Genomic DNA, 14,664 nt, shown 5'->3' with positions numbered 1-14,664 from the left:
CGCCCCACCTCGACGCCGTGCCCGCGCTACCCGGCCGGCCGTCAGCGCCGCGCCCGCAAAAACCTCGCGCGCGAGCCCTTGTGCACGGCAGCACGGCAGGTTCGGCGTGCGCGGCACGCTACAATATCGGTATGACACGCAAAACCCGCATTCAACCCATCGAATCCGCCGAGCCGGAAGTCGACGAGAACGGCTACGACCGTCCCAGCAAGTCCCAGCTCAAGCGCGAAATGCACGAGCTGCAGGAACTGGGCTCGGCGCTGATCGCCCTGCCCAAAGACGCGCTCAAGCGCATGCCGATGCCCGAAAAGCTCGACGACGCCGTGCGCGAAGCGCGCCGCATCACCGATCACGAAGGCAAGCGCCGCCAGGTGCAGTACGTCGGGCGCGTGATGCGCTCGCTGCTGGACGAGGAAACCGCCGCGCTGCGCACCGCGCTCGACACCTATAACGGCGTCAACAAGGCGGAAACGGCCAAGCTGCACTGGATCGAGCGCACTCGCGAGAAACTGCTCGCCGACGACGCCGCGCTGACCGAATTCATCCGCCAGCACCCGAATGCCGATCCGCAGCAGGGCCGCACACTGATCCGCAACGCCCGCAAGGAAGCGCAGCAAAGCAAGCCGCCGCGCTATTTCCGCGAGCTGTTCCAGTGGATCAAGAACGCGGATGGGCCGTCTGCCGGCGCCGATTCCCACGCTGAAGAAGGCCTGGAAGACGACGATGACGACCGCGACGCATAAGCCCGTGCCTAAGGTGGGACGTCGGCATCCCGACGAAATCGTGATCGGCCTCGTGTCGATCAGCGACCGCGCGTCCACCGGCGTGTACGAGGACAAAGGCATTCCGGCGCTGCAGGAATGGCTCCGCGCTGCCCTGACTTCGCCTTTTCAGGTGGTAACACGCCTGATTCAGGACGACGCACCCACCATTTCCACCACGCTGATCGAACTGGTGGACGAAGTGGGCTGCGATCTGGTGTTGACAACCGGTGGCACCGGCCCCTCACGCCGCGATGTGACGCCGGAAGCGACTTTGGCGGTGGCCACGAAGGAAATGCCGGGTTTCGGCGAGCAGATGCGCCAGATCAGCCTGAATTTCGTGCCGACGGCAATTCTGTCGCGCCAGGTGGCGGTGATCCGCGAAACCGCGGACCGCGCGGCGTTGATCATCAATCTGCCGGGTCAACCGAAATCGATCAAGGAAACGCTGGAGGGCTTACGCGACGCCGAAGCAGGCGGCGCGGTCAAAGTGCCGGGAATTTTCGCCGCGGTGCCCTATTGCATCGACCTGATCGGCGGCCCGTATGTGGAAACGAACGCCGACGTAGTGAAGGCGTTCCGGCCGAAGAACGCGGTGCGCGCACCTCGGCAGGATTGAGCTGGAAACCGCGTCAGCGGCGTGACTCCGCTGTCAGCGCCGCCGAGTCCGCGGCTGCGTTACTCCGCAGCCGGCGATGCAGAAGCTGCCGGAATCAGGAAGTGCTCGCGGTAGTACTTGAGTTCGTCGATCGATTCATGGATATCCGCCAGCGCCGTATGCAAGGCGCGTTTCTGGAAACCCTTGTAGATCGCCGGCTGCCAGCGGCGGCACAGTTCCTTCAGCGTGCTGACGTCGAGATTGCGGTAATGGAAGAAGCGTTCCAGATCCGGCATCCAGCGCGCCATGAAGCGGCGGTCCTGGCAGATCGAGTTGCCGCACATCGGCGATTTGCCAGGCGGTACATAAGCGCCAAGAAAGTCGCGAATCTGTTCAGTGGCGTCGGCTTCGTTCACCGTCGACGCCTTCACCCGGTCGATCAGGCCCGAGCGGCCATGCGTGTTCTGATTCCACTGATCCATTTTGGCGAGCGTCTCATCGCTCTGATGGATCGCCAGCACCGGCCCCTCGACCATCCTGTCGAGCGTCGAATTCGTCACCACCACTGCGATTTCGATGATGCGGTCGGTGTCCGGCTCGAGGCCGGTCATTTCCATGTCCAGCCAGACGAGATTCATGTCGCTGCGCACGAGCGGCGGCTGGTCGGTGGAGGCGAGGATGTCAGTCATGAAGGCAACCCTGATGGCCGCGCAAACGGCTTCGCTGGAAGCACGCTTGCCGCGGCGATTGTTCGTATGAGATTGGTTTGCGCCGGCTTGAGCCGGTTCGAGCCGGGGTTTGGCCGGGTTTCGGCCGGGTTTCGGCTTACCCCCCGCCGCGAGGCGGGAAGAAACATATAATTCTCGCATAGATACCACGGAATCCCCGGATGCCTACCCTGTACTTCACTGTTCTGTTCGTCGTCGCCGTCGTGGCAATGGTCGGCACCAAACTGTGGCTCGCGTCGCGGCAGATCCGCTTCGTCGCCGGCCATCGCGAGCAGGTGCCGAGCCAGTTTGCCGGCACCATAGCGCTCAGCGCGCACCAGCGCGCCGCGGACTACACCGTCGAACGCACGCGTCTGACGATGATCGAGATCATAGTCGGCGCCGCCGTGCTGATCGGGCTGACGCTGCTGGGCGGCGTGCAGGCGCTCGATCTGGCGATCTCCGACTGGCTCGGCCGCGGCTACGCCGGCCAGATCGCGCTGGTCGCGGCGGTGATCGCGATTACCAGCGTGATCGATCTGCCGTTCGAGTACTACCGTCAGTTCGTCGTCGAGCAACGCTTCGGCTTCAACCGGATGAGCAAGAGCATCTTCTTCCTCGACCGCCTCAAAGGCGTGCTGCTCGGCGCTGCATTCGGCCTGCCGCTGCTGTTCGTCGTGCTGTGGCTGATGAACCAGGCCGGCAACTTGTGGTGGCTGTGGGCGTGGATCGTCTGGGTCGCGTTCCAGATGCTCGTGCTGGTGCTGTATCCCTCGTTTATCGCGCCGCTCTTCAACAAGTTCGAGCCGCTCAAGGACGAAGCCTTGAAAAGCCGCATCGAGGCGCTGATGAAGCGCTGCGGGTTCGCCGCCAAGGGCCTGTTCGTGATGGACGGCAGCCGCCGTTCGGCGCACGGCAACGCGTATTTCACCGGCTTCGGCGCGGCCAAGCGGATCGTATTCTTCGATACGCTGCTCGCGCGCCTGTCGGGCAACGAGATCGAAGCGGTGCTCGCACACGAACTCGGTCACTTCAAGCGTCGTCACGTGATCAAGCGGATGGTCGTCATGTTCGCGATCAGCCTCGTGATGCTCGCCCTGCTCGGATGGCTGACGCAATGCGTGTGGTTCTATGAAGGACTCGGCGTGCGGCCGTCGCTGATCGGCGGCAATAGCGGCCTGGCGCTGGTGCTGTTCTTCCTCGCGCTGCCGGTGTTCCTGTTCTTCGTGACGCCGCTCGGCAGCCTCAGCTCGCGCAAACACGAGTTCGAAGCCGATGCGTTCGCCGCAACGCAAACCGACGCGCAAGACCTGGTCAATGCGCTCGTCAAGCTGTATGAGGACAACGCGTCGACACTGACGCCCGATCCGCTCTACACCGCGTTCTACTATTCGCATCCGCCGGCGTCGCAGCGGATCGACCGCCTGCTGCGGCACGCATGAGCCGCTCCCCGAAAGCGCCGCGCGCGCCGTCCAGCACGCGCGTAGGCGGCCTTGTGATTGCCGCTCATGGGCGGCATTACCTGGTCGCACCGGAAGACGGCAGCCCGATGCTCCAGTGCTTCCCGCGCGGCAAGCGCAGCGAAGTGGCCGTGGGCGATCGCGTGATTTACGAGCCGACTTCGGCGGATCAGGGCGTGATCGTCGAGATTGGCGAACGGCGCAATCTGCTGTATCGCTCGGATCAGTACAAGTCGAAGCTGTTTGCCGCCAATCTCGATCAGTTGCTGATCGTGCTGGCCACGGAACCGCACTTCAGTGAAGACCTGCTGGGTCGCGCGCTGGTCGCCGCGGAGGCGAACGAGTTGAAGCCGCTGATCGTGCTGAACAAGATCGACGTGACGGGCGCGCTGGAAGGCGCGCGCAGGCGGCTCGAATCGTATCGCGCGCTGGGTTATACCGTGGTCGAAGTGTCGATCACGACGCAGCCGGACGCCGCACGTGCTGCGTTGACCGAACATCTGCACGGTCACTCAACCCTGTTGCTCGGCCAGTCGGGCATGGGCAAATCGACGTTGGTGAATCTGCTGATTCCGAATGCCGAAGTCGCCACGCGCGAAATCTCGACCGCGTTGAACAGCGGCCGGCATACCACGACCTTCACGCGTCTCTACCCTCTGCCCGGTAACGACGGCGGTGCGTTGATCGATTCGCCGGGCTTCCAGGAATTCGGTCTGCATCATCTGACCGAAGGCCGGCTCGAACGCGCGTTTCCCGAGTTCCGGCCGTTGCTGCCGAATTGCCGCTTCTACAACTGCCATCACTTGCAGGAGCCGGGCTGCGCGATTCTCGAAGCGGTCGCGGATGGACGTGTCCGGCGCGAACGCCATGCCCTGTATGCGCAACTGGTGCACGAAGCCAGCCAGATCGTGCGCTGACGCGCGCCGCTGTCAAACTATGGATTCACGATGAAATTGATGCGCGCGCCGAATCTGATCATCGGACAGCATTGGGTCAATGTGCTGGCGACGGCGGGGATCGCTTGCGAGTTGCACAACCGGTATCTGAACGGCGCGCTTGGGGATATTCCGGCGGATCAGTGCGCGCCTGAGTTGTGGCTTGTCGATGAGCGAGATGAAATGATGGCGCGGCGCCTGATCGATGCAGCTTCGCAGGGTCCCGCCGCAGGTTCGCCTTCGTGGCGATGCCGCCAGTGCGGCGAGACGCTTGAAGCGCAGTTCACGGTGTGCTGGCAGTGTGGGACAGTGCGTGATCCGTTGGATGGGTGAAGTGCCTGGTGGCGTCGTGGGTGGGCAGTTGCTGGGGTGGGCCGGAAGTGAGTGGCGTGGTTGCCGTGGTTGCCGTGGTTGCCGTGGTTGCCGTGGTTGCCGTGGTTGCCGTGGTTGCCGTGGGCTAGTTGAGCAAGGATGAGGCGCTTCGGATGCAGGCAACGTCAACGGTACAACCGCTGCGCTGCAGGCAATAAAAAAAGCCGGACATCTGTCCGGCTTCTTCTGCACTGCATTAGCGTCGCGTCAAGCGAGCCAGACTGCAATCGTCAGCATCAACAACAAAATCATCCACAGCACCACCGCGCGCCACACCAGACCCACTGCCGATTGCAGCGTGCGCGGCGTGCAGTCGTCACCGACCTGCATTGGACCGCCGTCGCCGGTAGCCAATGCGTCGAGGCTCGACGGCTCGGCAAGCGGCCCACTCAGACGCGCACCGAGCGCCCCACTGCCCGCGGCCAGCAACACGCCGTCGTTCGCATCCGGCCACTGACGCGCGTGGTTGCGCCACGCATAAATCGCGTCTTCGAAATTACCGACGATCGCAAAGCCAAGCGACGTGAGCCGCGCCGGCACCCAGTCGATCACGAAGAAAGCGCGCTGCGCGAAGCTCGAAAACGCCGCAGTGCGATCGTCGACCGGGCGAGCCCACGCCCGCGCCAGATACTCGGCAATCCGATACAGCACTGCGCCAGCGGGCCCGACCGGAATCAGGAACCAGAAAAACACACCGAACACGTGCCGATGCGAGGCGACCACCGCATGAATCAGCGTATGACGCACGATCTCGCTGACCGGCATGTCGACGGTGTCGAGTCCGGTCCATTCATTCAGGATTTCACGTGCACGCGGCACATCGTCGTTGTTCAACGCGAGGTGAATGTCGGTGAAGTAGTGACTGAACTGGCGGAAACCGAGCGTGAAGTACAGCACCGCGACGTTCCACAGGAAGGCCAGTGCAAAGTGAATGTGATAGAGCACGTAGTAGACGAGCGCGACCGCCAGCGTCCACGGCACCACCACCACCAGCCACGCGAGCAGGCCATGCTTGGGCTTACCGGCATCGAACCCGTGCGCCGCCGACTCCGCATGGTATTGAAGCAATGCCGCCACCGGATTGTTCAGCGACAGCGCGCGGACCTGTTCAATAATCAGAGCCAGCAATACGGAGAAAAAAGTCATGCGGTGCGCCGTGCTTTTCGAGTTTTACGATTGTTTTATAACGATAGCACAGGGTCGGATGCGACTGAGCGCAGACGTTGACAAACACCCGACAACTGCACAGTCCGATATGTCGCGCTGGCTCACGCCGCTAAAAAACGATAGAAGTTGCGCAGCATCGCGGCCGTTGCGCCCCAGATGAAATAGTGGCCGCCTGGCTGGCTCCCGCGACCTTCAGCTTGCGCCGATGCCGCTCGCGGATAGGGCATGGCGAAGAAGCGGCGCTCGCCGCCTTCGTAACGAAACACGCGCTCTTCGTGATGCGCGGGGTTCATCAGAAAAGCGAGCGGCACTTCGAAAACTTCGGCGACTTCGAGTGCGTCGGCTTTCAACGTGAATGGCGGATGCACAAGACCGATCACAGGTGTCACGCGAAAACCGGTGCCTGTCAGATAGTCGGGCAGCGCACCGAGAATTTCAACGCGCGACGGATCGAGACCGACTTCTTCCTGCGCCTCGCGCAATGCCGTGGCAGTCGCGTCCGCGTCGAACGGTTCATGGCGCCCGCCGGGAAAGCTCACCTGGCCGGCGTGGTCGTTCAGATGGTCGGCACGTTGGGTCAGCAGCACGGTAAGGCCTTGCTCACGCACCACCAGTGGCACCAGCACCGCGGCAACGCGCGGGTCGACGTGCGTGTCACGCCAAGGTGCTTCGACAATCGGTTCTGGCGTCCAGCTTAGGCGCTGCTCGAAACGCCCACGCAGACCATCGGGCGTCAGACGCCCTGCGGCCACGGGAGGTAGATCGGCGCCGGTCGCTTCGACGGGCAGGGTTTCGGGCTCAAAGACGGGGCGGATCAACGGGTCTCTCAGAATGAGCGGATAAGGACATGCCGCTATTTTGACCTGGCAAACAAAAAAGCACCCGCGGGGGGTGCTTTTTCTTACAGCTTTTACGCTTCCGGAGCAGCGCGGTCTTTCTTCGCGACCAGCTTTTCCTTGATCCGAGCCGACTTGCCCGAACGGTCACGCAGGTAGTACAGCTTGGCACGACGCACGTCGCCACGACGCTTCACGACGATGCTTGCCAGCAGCGGCGAGTACGTCTGGAACGTACGCTCGACGCCTTCGCCCGACGAAATCTTGCGGACGATGAACGACGAATTCAGACCACGGTTACGCTTGGCGATCACGACGCCTTCGTAAGCCTGAACACGCTTACGCGTACCTTCAACCACGTTCACGCTGACGATCACCGTATCGCCGGGAGCGAATTCGGGGATGGTCTTCTCACCGAGGGCGCGGCCGATTTCTTCCTGCTCGAGTATTGCAATCAGATTCATCACTGACTCCTAAGTCCATCTTGTCGACGTTCGTACCTGCCTTGCGTAGGGTTTGCCTAGTGCGCGCGGCTACGGCCCCGATAGAGGATGGGTTCACATCTGGCGCCGTACACGCATGTGCGGCGCCGCCTATGTCCGCTCGAAAGATCGAGGCTTTACGCCTTCGACTCTTCCTTCGCGAGACTCGTAAGCCATGCCTCGTCGGCACGGCTCAACATCTTGTTCTTTCTGGCCTTCACGATCAGATCGGGCCGCTTGCTCAACGTATTGCGCAAGGCCTCACGCCGGCGCCATGCAACGATCTCCGCATGATGACCGCCAAGCAGCACATCAGGCACACGCACGCCGTTGTATTCCTCCGGACGCGTGTAATGCGGACAATCCAGCAACACGTCGACGAAGCTGTCCTGCACCGCCGATTGCGAGTCGTTCAGCACGCCGGGCAACTGGCGCACCACGGCATCCATTAGCGCCATGGCCGGCAATTCGCCGCCGGACAGCACGAAGTCGCCAAGACTGATTTCTTCGTCGACGACACGATCGAGCAAACGCTGATCGATCGCTTCATAGCGCCCGCACAACAGGATCAGACCGGGTTCGGCCGCGAACTGCATGACACGTTCGTGATTCAGCGTAGCACCTTGCGGTGACATCATCACGACGCGCGACGCGCCGATACCCTGCTCCGCCTGCGCCGCCTTCGCCGCGCCGATCGCGTCTTCCAGGGGCTTGGCCAGCATGACCATGCCGGGGCCGCCGCCGTAGGGGCGATCGTCGATTGTGCGGTAATTGTCCGTTGTGAAATCGCGTGGATTCCACGTGCGCAACCCGTAGCGCTCCTGCTTCGCCGCACGGCTGGTGATACCCCAGTCGGTCAGCGCACGAAACATGTCAGGAAAGAGCGTCACGACATCGAACTGCATCGCTCTCTCCAGTCAGCGAGTTATTTAATAATCGGCTTCCCAGTCGACGATGATCTGCTTCGCCGCCTGATCCACCGTTTTGACAAAGACGCCGACGAACGGGATCAAACGTTCACCGGTAACCGGCTTACCGCTTTTGTCGGTATCCGGGTATTCGATACGCAACACCGAGTGCGCACCGTTGTCGATCATGTCTGCGACCTTGCCGAGGTTGACCCCGGCAACGTTCACCACGTCCAGGCCGAGCAGGTCGACCCAGTAGAATTCGTCGGCCTCGAGGGCCGGAAATTCACTGCGGCTGATATAAACGCGGGTACCGCGCAGCGCCAGTGCCACATCGCGGTCAGCGACGCCGCCCAGATGGGCAACGATACTGTCGCTATGCGTTTTAGCCTGCAATGACGGCGCCGACTTGCGCTCGTGGCCTTTCAGCAACCACCAGCGCTTCGCGCTGAGCAACGCGTCTCCGCCGTGCCCGGCATCCGCATGCGCGGCTACCTTGACCCAGCCTTTGAGGCCGTAAGCGTCGACGATTGCACCGACCTCGACCGCATCGGCCGGCCAGCTTTCCACCGTTTCCACTCGCATTTCTGCTGCGCCGGAAGCGGCGTTTGCCACTTTGGTTTTCGCCTTGCCTTCGGCTGCTTCGACCGGCTTGCGGACGAATGCACCGAACGGCGCCTGACCAGACGTCTTCGCGCGCGGGGCTGCCGCTTTTGTCTTTACGCGACCTGGATTGCTGGAATCACGTTCAGACATAACGGAACCTCGAAGAGAACCTCGCTGCCAACTTCGACGTCTGCTTCAGCAAAACTCGCGCATCGGACTGCTCACGCAAGCTGCGCGAGCCGCCGGCCGAACCGACGACGATACGCATGCTAGCTACCATTAAGCAGCCGGCTGCGCCTTTTGCGCTTCTTTCACGAGACGCTCGACGGTCGGCGACAGTTGTGCGCCAACGCCTTGCCAGTACGTCAGGCGGTCTTGAGCGATACGCAGCGATTCACCCTTCGTAGCGACCGGGTTGTAGAAGCCAACGCGTTCGATGAAGCGGCCGTCACGACGGTTACGCGAATCGGTTGCGACGATGTTGTAGAACGGGCGCTTCTTGGAGCCGCCACGAGCCAAGCGGATGATGACCATACTAGAATCCTTGAAAACCGGGGTTCGGAACGACTGAAACACGCGATTATAGCGGGAAACCGACGCCATAACAAACACTTACCGGGATAAACTGGCAGACCCGGTTGCGCCGGCCATACAGGCAAGGCTCCCGGACCGCGCCAAAACGCCCGAATTACGTGATGGAACGCCCGTGAAACTCCTGCTGCCGTCTGAGTTTTTCTTCGTCTCGTTGACCGTCTTTCGGCGGATTGCCGCTTTTTTGCTGCCTGCTGGGCGTTCGGGCACAGTCCGCGCTCAGGCTCTGCGAGCGGGCGTAGCTTTGTTGCTCGCTGCCGCGGCGCTGCCAGCGCTGGCCGCGTTGCCGATCGGGCGCATCAAACTGCCACCCGGCTTTCATATCGAGGTCCTGTCGGACGCGGTGCCGACTGCCCGAGCCATGGCGCTCTCGCCAAAGGGCATTCTCTACATAGGCAGCCTCGATGGCCACGTCTATGCGCTCGAACTGCAAAATGGGCGCGTGACGGCACGCCATGTCATCGTCTCGGGGCTGGAAACGCCGGCCGGCGTAGCGTGGCGCGACGGCACCCTGTATGTGTCCGCAGTGTCGAGGATTCTACGCTTCGACGCGATCGACACCCATTTGAGCGACCCACCCAAGCCGGCCGCTGTCACCGACAAACTGCCCACCGAGACTCATCACGGCTGGAAATTCATCGCTTTCGGGACGGACGGCAAGCTGTACGTGCCGCAAGGCGCGCCCTGCAACGTCTGCCTGAAAGATCGCGATCGCTTCGGGCTGATTGGTCGCATGGACCCGGACGGCAGCCATTATGAAGTCGTGGCGCGCGGCGTTCGCAACACAGTCGGCTTCGCGTGGCATCCGGCAACCCATGACCTGTGGTTCACCGACAACGGCCGCGACTTGCTGGGCGACGACGTTCCGGACGACAAACTCAACCGCGCGCCGCGCGCCGGCATGGACTTCGGCTTTCCGTATTGCCATGGTGGCGACACGCCGGACCCCGAATTCGGCAAAGATCATCCGTGCAGCGCCTTCACACCGCCGGTTGCCAAACTCGGTGCGCACGTGGCCGCGCTCGGCATGCGCTTTTACAGCGGCTCGATGTTTCCGGCCGCCTATCGAGACAATATTTTTATCGCCGAACACGGTTCGTGGAATCGCAGCAAGAAGGCCGGCTACCGGGTCGTGCGCGTAATCACCAACCCGGACGGCAGCACCGCGCATCAGGAAGTCTTTGCCGAAGGCTGGCTCCAGCCAGACGAAACGGTGTGGGGCCGGCCAGCCGACGTACAACCGATGCCTGACGGTTCACTGCTGATCAGCGACGACTACGCAGGCGCGGTCTATCGCGTCACCTACTCAGCGCCGTAGCCGTGGCCTTGGCCGCCGCGACTGGCACCACGCCGCGTGGCGTAGAATGCGCGTCGGTCCGTGCCCACCGGCGCGCCGCTCCTTTCGACCGCCTGTCACTCTGCTCTCGCCTACATGTCCACCCTTGCATCGACTTCTCAGCGTTTCAGATCCAAGACAATCACCGCCGCGCTGGCGTTCTTCTTCGGCAGCCTTGGCGCCCACCGCTTCTATCTGTACGGCACGCGCGACATTTACGGCTGGGCTCATCTGCTTGGCACGCTGATCGGGATTCCGGGCGTCATGCTGGTGGTAGCAAGCGAGCGGGCCTCGATGCTCGGCTGGGTGCTCGCTTTTCTCGGCGCCGTTTCGCTGCTCTCCGCCTTTCTGGCCGCGATCGCTTATGGTCTGCGTCCAGACGAAAAATGGGACGCGCAGTTCAACGCGCAAACCCAGCGCAAAAGCCGCTCTGGCTGGACGGTCATTTTCATCGTGATCTTTTCGCTGCTGATCGGCGCATTCCTCCTGATGGCGGGCCTCGCGATCTCCTTCCAGACCTACTTCGAAGGTCAGGTCCAGGCCGCCAAAGCGCTGTCGCAATGACCTTCTGCGCGCCGCGCTAAAAAAGGTCCAACTGCGGATCGTTGCGCGGCGGCGGTTCAGCGCGCACCGGCTCGACCCGACGAAAGTGCGACATATCCAGAATGCCGCGATCACGCCGGTTCAATCCCAGGCGTCGCACCGCCTTATGGAACCGCTGCTTCAGCAGGTCTGCCCACAAGCCTTCTCCCTTCATCCGGGTAGAGAACGACGCGTCGTAGTCTTTCCCGCCGCGCATATCGCGCACGCGGCTCATCACCCGGTCGGCCCGATCGGGAAAATGCGCCGCGAGCCAATCCTTGAAAAGCGGCGCGACTTCCCACGGCAAGCGCAGCACGATATAGCTCGCATTGCACGCGCCGGCCTCGGCACAGGCTTCCAGCACGCGCTCCATGTCCGGTTCGGTGACGAACGGAATCACCGGCGCGATGCTGACGCCAACCGGAATACCCGCCTCGCTCAGCGTACGGATCGTGCGCAAGCGTCGCGACGGCGTGGCCGCACGCGGCTCAAGCGTGCGCGCGATATCCGCATCCAGTGTGGTGATAGTGATTGCCGCCATGAATTGCCCGCGCGCCGCCATGGGGGCGAGCAAATCGAGATCGCGTTCGATCAGCGACGATTTGGTGATCGCCGCGAACGGTTGAGCGCGTTCACTGAGCACTTCGATCACCCGCCGCGTGAGCCGCAAATCTCGCTCAGCGGGTTGCCAGGCGTCCGTATTAACACCGAGCGCAATCGGCTCCGGCACGTAGGACTTCTTCGACATCTCGCGCTCGAGCAACTCCGGCGCATTGACCTTCGCGTAAATACGGCTTTCGAAATCCAGTCCCGGCGACAACCCCAGATAACTATGCGTTGGCCGCGCAAAGCAATAGATACAACCATGTTCGCAGCCCCGGTAAGGGTTCAGCGACACGCTAAACGGAATGTCCGGCGACGCGTTGCGCGTGAGAATGGTCTTGGCCCGCTCCTCGAAAATCTGCGTGCGTAAGACCTTGGGCTCGCCATCTTCTTCCGGCGACGAAAGCCAGCCGTCGTCCACCACTTCGCGCTGGTCGACTTCGTAACGACCTTGCAGGTTCGTCACGGCACCACGCCCTTTGCGAGGGGCGGGCGGGGCGATCGGAAATTCGTTGGCGGAGTGGATGTCGGGATCGGTCACGGCTGGAGCATGCAAAAACTGGAAACGGCGCAAAACACCTGTACAAATATACAGTGTTTACGCCGTTTGTCGAGTCCAGCCAGGCACCTTCTGCGCGAGCTAATCGCCAACGGCAATCGTCAGCGTTTCCTTGATCTCTTCCATCACCACGTAGCTCTTCGACTGCACCGCGCCGGGCAGCTGCAACAGGATGTCCCCCAGCAGTTTGCGGTAGTCGGCCATTTCGCCGATGCGCGCCTTGATCAGATAGTCGAAATCGCCCGACACGAGGTGGCACTCCAGCACCTCGGGGATCTTCTGCACCTCGCGGCGGAACTGGTCGAACATGTTGCCGCTTTTGTGATCGAGCGTGATCTCGACGAACACCAGCAGCGCCGCGCCCAGTTCAGCCGGGTTCACACGTGCGTGATAGCCGGTGATCACGCCGTCGCGCTCCATCCGCTTGACGCGCTCGATACAAGGCGTAACCGACAGCCCGACCTGTTCGGCGAGGTCTTTCATCGCCATCCGGCCGTCCTCTTGCAGGAGCCGCAGGATCTTGTGGTCGAGTTTGTCCAGGGACCGGACCGGTTGGCGCTGTGTACGCATGGTGTTTTTGCTGAAAATCTTGAAAATACAATAACAAAACCTACCTGACTGTTAATAGTATAGCGGTTAACACTGGGCGATCCGCGTTACACCTCGTTAATCGAATGAATTCCAACGAATCACGAGCGCACCGCCCTCAGATCTCTTTTTAGATATCCTGGAGCAGCTATGCGAGTCGTCGTTTTGGGCAGTGGCGTCGTCGGCGTGACGAGTGCTTATTACCTGGCGCGCGCCGGTCATGAAGTCACGGTGATCGATCGCGAGCCCGGTCCGGCGCTCGAAACCAGCTTTGCCAATGCCGGCCAGATCTCGCCAGGCTACGCGTCGCCGTGGGCGGCGCCGGGCGTACCGCTGAAGGCCGTCAAATGGATGTTCCAGAAGCATGCGCCGCTCGCGATCCGCCTCGACGGCACGCAATTCCAGTTGCAATGGATGTGGCAGATGCTACAGAACTGCACGTCGTCGCGGTATGCCGTGAACAAGGGCCGCATGGTCCGCCTCGCCGAATACAGCCGCGACTGTTTGCAGGCGCTGCGTGCCGAAACCGGCATCCAATATGAAGGGCGCACTGGCGGCACGCTGCAGGTATTCCGCACGCAACAGCAGTTCGATGGCGCCGCGAAAGACATCGCCGTGCTGCAGGAAGCCAACGTGCCGTATGAACTGTTGTCGCCGGCCGAACTCGCGCAAGCCGAACCGGCACTCGCGGCGGTCTCTCACAAGCTGACGGGCGGCCTGCGCCTGCCGGGCGACGAAACCGGCGATTGCCAGATGTTCACCACGCGCCTCGCCGCGCTAGCCGAGCAATTGGGCGTCAAGTTCCGCTACAACACGCCGATCGACGCCCTGGCCATGGCGGGCGAGCGCATCGCCGGCGTGCAATGCGGCGATGAACTGGTGCGCGCGGATTCATTCGTCGTGGCACTGGGTTCGTACTCGACCCAATTCCTGTCCGGTCTCGTGAAGATTCCGGTCTACCCGCTCAAGGGCTATTCGATCACCGCGCCGATCGTCAACAAAGCGTCCGCGCCGATTTCGACCGTGCTCGACGAGACCTACAAGATCGCGATCACGCGCTTCGACGACCGGATTCGCGTCGGCGGCATGGCGGAGATCGTCGGCTTTGATAAGTCGTTGCGTCAGGCGCGCCGCGAGACGCTGGAACACTGCGTGAACGATCTGTTCCCGGGCGGCGGCGATACGTCGAAGGCCACCTTCTGGACCGGCCTGCGTCCCATGACGCCGGACGGCACGCCGATCGTCGGCCGCACGCCGGTACCGAACCTGTTCCTGAACACAGGTCACGGCACGCTGGGTTGGACGATGTCGTGCGGCTCGGGTCAATTGCTAGCCGACGTGATGTCAGGTAAGCAGCCGGCGATCAAGGCGGATGACCTGTCGGTGCATCGCTATCTCGGCGAGACCGGCGGTGCGCATCGCCCGGCTTATGCTTGAGGTTTAACGCTTTACGCTTCGCGAGCGGTTGAGCCGGTCCGTTACAGCGGTCCGGCCTGACAAAAGCAAACGGCGCCTTACCGGGCGCCGTTTGTTTTTTACGCACGAGCTTTCGCTACATCGCTCGAGACAGGTA

At 62.2% G+C, this 14,664-nt stretch carries 18 protein-coding genes; 9 read left to right on the top strand and 9 right to left on the bottom strand.

What is annotated here, in order from left to right; all coding sequences use genetic code 11:
• Positions 1-131 precede the first annotated feature (131 nt).
• A complete protein-coding gene (gene yjgA, locus P0D84_RS04700; protein WP_408339674.1) occupies positions 132-743 on the top strand; it encodes a ribosome biogenesis factor YjgA in 612 nt (203 codons plus the stop codon).
• On the top strand, positions 724-1,380 hold the full coding sequence (gene mog / locus P0D84_RS04695; protein WP_408332881.1) for a molybdopterin adenylyltransferase: 657 nt from the start codon (positions 724-726) through the stop codon (positions 1,378-1,380). Before yjgA ends, mog begins: the two co-directional genes overlap by 20 nt.
• 59 nt (positions 1,381-1,439) lie before the next feature.
• Here mog and orn read toward each other — a convergent pair whose 3' ends face one another.
• Positions 1,440-2,048 carry an oligoribonuclease gene (gene orn / locus P0D84_RS04690; protein ID WP_408332878.1) on the bottom strand — a complete coding sequence of 203 codons (609 nt, stop codon included), beginning with the start codon at positions 2,046-2,048 and terminating at the stop codon, positions 1,440-1,442.
• Positions 2,049-2,248: 200 nt separating this feature from the next.
• Here orn and P0D84_RS04685 point away from each other — a divergent pair, with 200 nt between their 5' ends.
• The 4 genes from P0D84_RS04685 to P0D84_RS04670 are packed head-to-tail and all read left to right on the top strand — an operon-like array spanning position 2,249 to position 4,922.
• The gene (locus tag P0D84_RS04685; protein ID WP_408332875.1) at positions 2,249-3,508 is read left to right on the top strand and encodes a M48 family metallopeptidase; all 1,260 of its coding nucleotides are present in this window, start codon (positions 2,249-2,251) and stop codon (positions 3,506-3,508) included.
• Positions 3,505-4,443, top strand: a complete 939-nt coding sequence (rsgA, locus tag P0D84_RS04680) for a ribosome small subunit-dependent GTPase A (RefSeq protein WP_408332872.1) — start codon at positions 3,505-3,507, stop codon at positions 4,441-4,443. Before P0D84_RS04685 ends, rsgA begins: the two co-directional genes overlap by 4 nt.
• Before the next feature lie 30 nt (positions 4,444-4,473).
• Entirely contained in the window at positions 4,474-4,794 is a 321-nt protein-coding gene (locus P0D84_RS04675; RefSeq protein ID WP_408332869.1) for a putative signal transducing protein, read from the top strand.
• A complete protein-coding gene (locus tag P0D84_RS04670) occupies positions 4,791-4,922 on the top strand; it encodes a hypothetical protein (protein ID WP_408332866.1) in 132 nt (43 codons plus the stop codon). Before P0D84_RS04675 ends, P0D84_RS04670 begins: the two co-directional genes overlap by 4 nt.
• 118 nt (positions 4,923-5,040) lie before the next feature.
• On the opposite strand, the gene P0D84_RS04665 is transcribed toward P0D84_RS04670, so the two are convergent.
• The 6 genes from P0D84_RS04665 to rpsP form a co-directional block, all read right to left on the bottom strand.
• Complete coding sequence (locus P0D84_RS04665) at positions 5,041-5,979, bottom strand: CobD/CbiB family protein (protein WP_179733528.1); 939 nt, start codon at positions 5,977-5,979, stop codon at positions 5,041-5,043.
• Between the two features lie 122 nt (positions 5,980-6,101).
• Positions 6,102-6,818, bottom strand: coding sequence for a CoA pyrophosphatase (locus tag P0D84_RS04660; RefSeq protein ID WP_408332864.1), 717 nt, complete (start codon positions 6,816-6,818; stop codon positions 6,102-6,104).
• Between the two features lie 92 nt (positions 6,819-6,910).
• Positions 6,911-7,300, bottom strand: coding sequence for a 50S ribosomal protein L19 (gene rplS, locus P0D84_RS04655; RefSeq protein ID WP_012433948.1), 390 nt, complete (start codon positions 7,298-7,300; stop codon positions 6,911-6,913).
• 155 nt (positions 7,301-7,455) lie between these two features.
• Positions 7,456-8,223: a tRNA (guanosine(37)-N1)-methyltransferase TrmD gene (trmD, locus tag P0D84_RS04650; protein ID WP_408332861.1), complete on the bottom strand. Its 768-nt coding sequence runs from the start codon at positions 8,221-8,223 to the stop codon at positions 7,456-7,458.
• A 24-nt stretch (positions 8,224-8,247) separates the two neighbouring features.
• Positions 8,248-8,982, bottom strand: coding sequence for a ribosome maturation factor RimM (gene rimM, locus P0D84_RS04645; RefSeq protein ID WP_408332858.1), 735 nt, complete (start codon positions 8,980-8,982; stop codon positions 8,248-8,250).
• A 129-nt stretch (positions 8,983-9,111) separates the two neighbouring features.
• On the bottom strand, positions 9,112-9,366 hold the full coding sequence (gene rpsP, locus P0D84_RS04640; protein ID WP_006050280.1) for a 30S ribosomal protein S16: 255 nt from the start codon (positions 9,364-9,366) through the stop codon (positions 9,112-9,114).
• 172 nt (positions 9,367-9,538) lie between these two features.
• Between rpsP and P0D84_RS04635 the strand changes: the two genes are divergently transcribed.
• Entirely contained in the window at positions 9,539-10,741 is a 1,203-nt protein-coding gene (locus tag P0D84_RS04635) for a PQQ-dependent sugar dehydrogenase (protein ID WP_408332855.1), read from the top strand.
• A gap of 114 nt (positions 10,742-10,855) precedes the next feature.
• Entirely contained in the window at positions 10,856-11,323 is a 468-nt protein-coding gene (locus P0D84_RS04630; RefSeq protein ID WP_408332852.1) for an NINE protein, read from the top strand.
• Between the two features lie 16 nt (positions 11,324-11,339).
• On the opposite strand, the gene P0D84_RS04625 is transcribed toward P0D84_RS04630, so the two are convergent.
• Together P0D84_RS04625 and P0D84_RS04620 are read right to left on the bottom strand one after the other, a co-directional pair.
• Positions 11,340-12,485 (bottom strand): PA0069 family radical SAM protein, encoded by a 1,146-nt coding sequence (locus P0D84_RS04625; protein WP_408332849.1) that lies wholly within the window; start codon positions 12,483-12,485, stop codon positions 11,340-11,342.
• Between the two features lie 99 nt (positions 12,486-12,584).
• A complete protein-coding gene (locus P0D84_RS04620) occupies positions 12,585-13,073 on the bottom strand; it encodes an Lrp/AsnC ligand binding domain-containing protein (protein ID WP_408332846.1) in 489 nt (162 codons plus the stop codon).
• Positions 13,074-13,241: 168 nt separating this feature from the next.
• Between P0D84_RS04620 and P0D84_RS04615 the strand changes: the two genes are divergently transcribed.
• Positions 13,242-14,528 carry a D-amino acid dehydrogenase gene (locus P0D84_RS04615; protein ID WP_408332843.1) on the top strand — a complete coding sequence of 429 codons (1,287 nt, stop codon included), beginning with the start codon at positions 13,242-13,244 and terminating at the stop codon, positions 14,526-14,528.
• The last annotated feature ends 136 nt before the right edge of the window (positions 14,529-14,664 follow it).

Source organism: Paraburkholderia sp. RL17-337-BIB-A (assembly GCF_046025895.1).
GTDB classification, from domain to species: domain Bacteria; phylum Pseudomonadota; class Gammaproteobacteria; order Burkholderiales; family Burkholderiaceae; genus Paraburkholderia; species Paraburkholderia fungorum_C.
This window is presented reverse-complemented; position numbering and strand designations above follow the sequence as displayed.

Bases quoted from the DNA above. Each gene is read 5' to 3' on its own strand.
- rimM (WP_408332858.1), bottom strand. From the start codon at position 8,982: ATGTCTGAACGTGATTCCAGCAATCCAGGTCGCGTAAAGACAAAAGCG.
- rsgA (WP_408332872.1), top strand. From the start codon at position 3,505: ATGAGCCGCTCCCCGAAAGCGCCGCGCGCGCCGTCCAGCACGCGCGTA.
- rpsP (WP_006050280.1), bottom strand. From the start codon at position 9,366: ATGGTCATCATCCGCTTGGCTCGTGGCGGCTCCAAGAAGCGCCCGTTC.
- P0D84_RS04665 (WP_179733528.1), bottom strand. From the start codon at position 5,979: ATGACTTTTTTCTCCGTATTGCTGGCTCTGATTATTGAACAGGTCCGC.
- yjgA (WP_408339674.1), top strand. From the start codon at position 132: ATGACACGCAAAACCCGCATTCAACCCATCGAATCCGCCGAGCCGGAA.
- rplS (WP_012433948.1), bottom strand. From the start codon at position 7,300: ATGAATCTGATTGCAATACTCGAGCAGGAAGAAATCGGCCGCGCCCTC.
- P0D84_RS04675 (WP_408332869.1), top strand. From the start codon at position 4,474: ATGAAATTGATGCGCGCGCCGAATCTGATCATCGGACAGCATTGGGTC.
- P0D84_RS04685 (WP_408332875.1), top strand. From the start codon at position 2,249: ATGCCTACCCTGTACTTCACTGTTCTGTTCGTCGTCGCCGTCGTGGCA.
- trmD (WP_408332861.1), bottom strand. From the start codon at position 8,223: ATGCAGTTCGATGTCGTGACGCTCTTTCCTGACATGTTTCGTGCGCTG.
- P0D84_RS04620 (WP_408332846.1), bottom strand. From the start codon at position 13,073: ATGCGTACACAGCGCCAACCGGTCCGGTCCCTGGACAAACTCGACCAC.
- P0D84_RS04630 (WP_408332852.1), top strand. From the start codon at position 10,856: ATGTCCACCCTTGCATCGACTTCTCAGCGTTTCAGATCCAAGACAATC.
- mog (WP_408332881.1), top strand. From the start codon at position 724: ATGACGACCGCGACGCATAAGCCCGTGCCTAAGGTGGGACGTCGGCAT.
- orn (WP_408332878.1), bottom strand. From the start codon at position 2,048: ATGACTGACATCCTCGCCTCCACCGACCAGCCGCCGCTCGTGCGCAGC.
- P0D84_RS04615 (WP_408332843.1), top strand. From the start codon at position 13,242: ATGCGAGTCGTCGTTTTGGGCAGTGGCGTCGTCGGCGTGACGAGTGCT.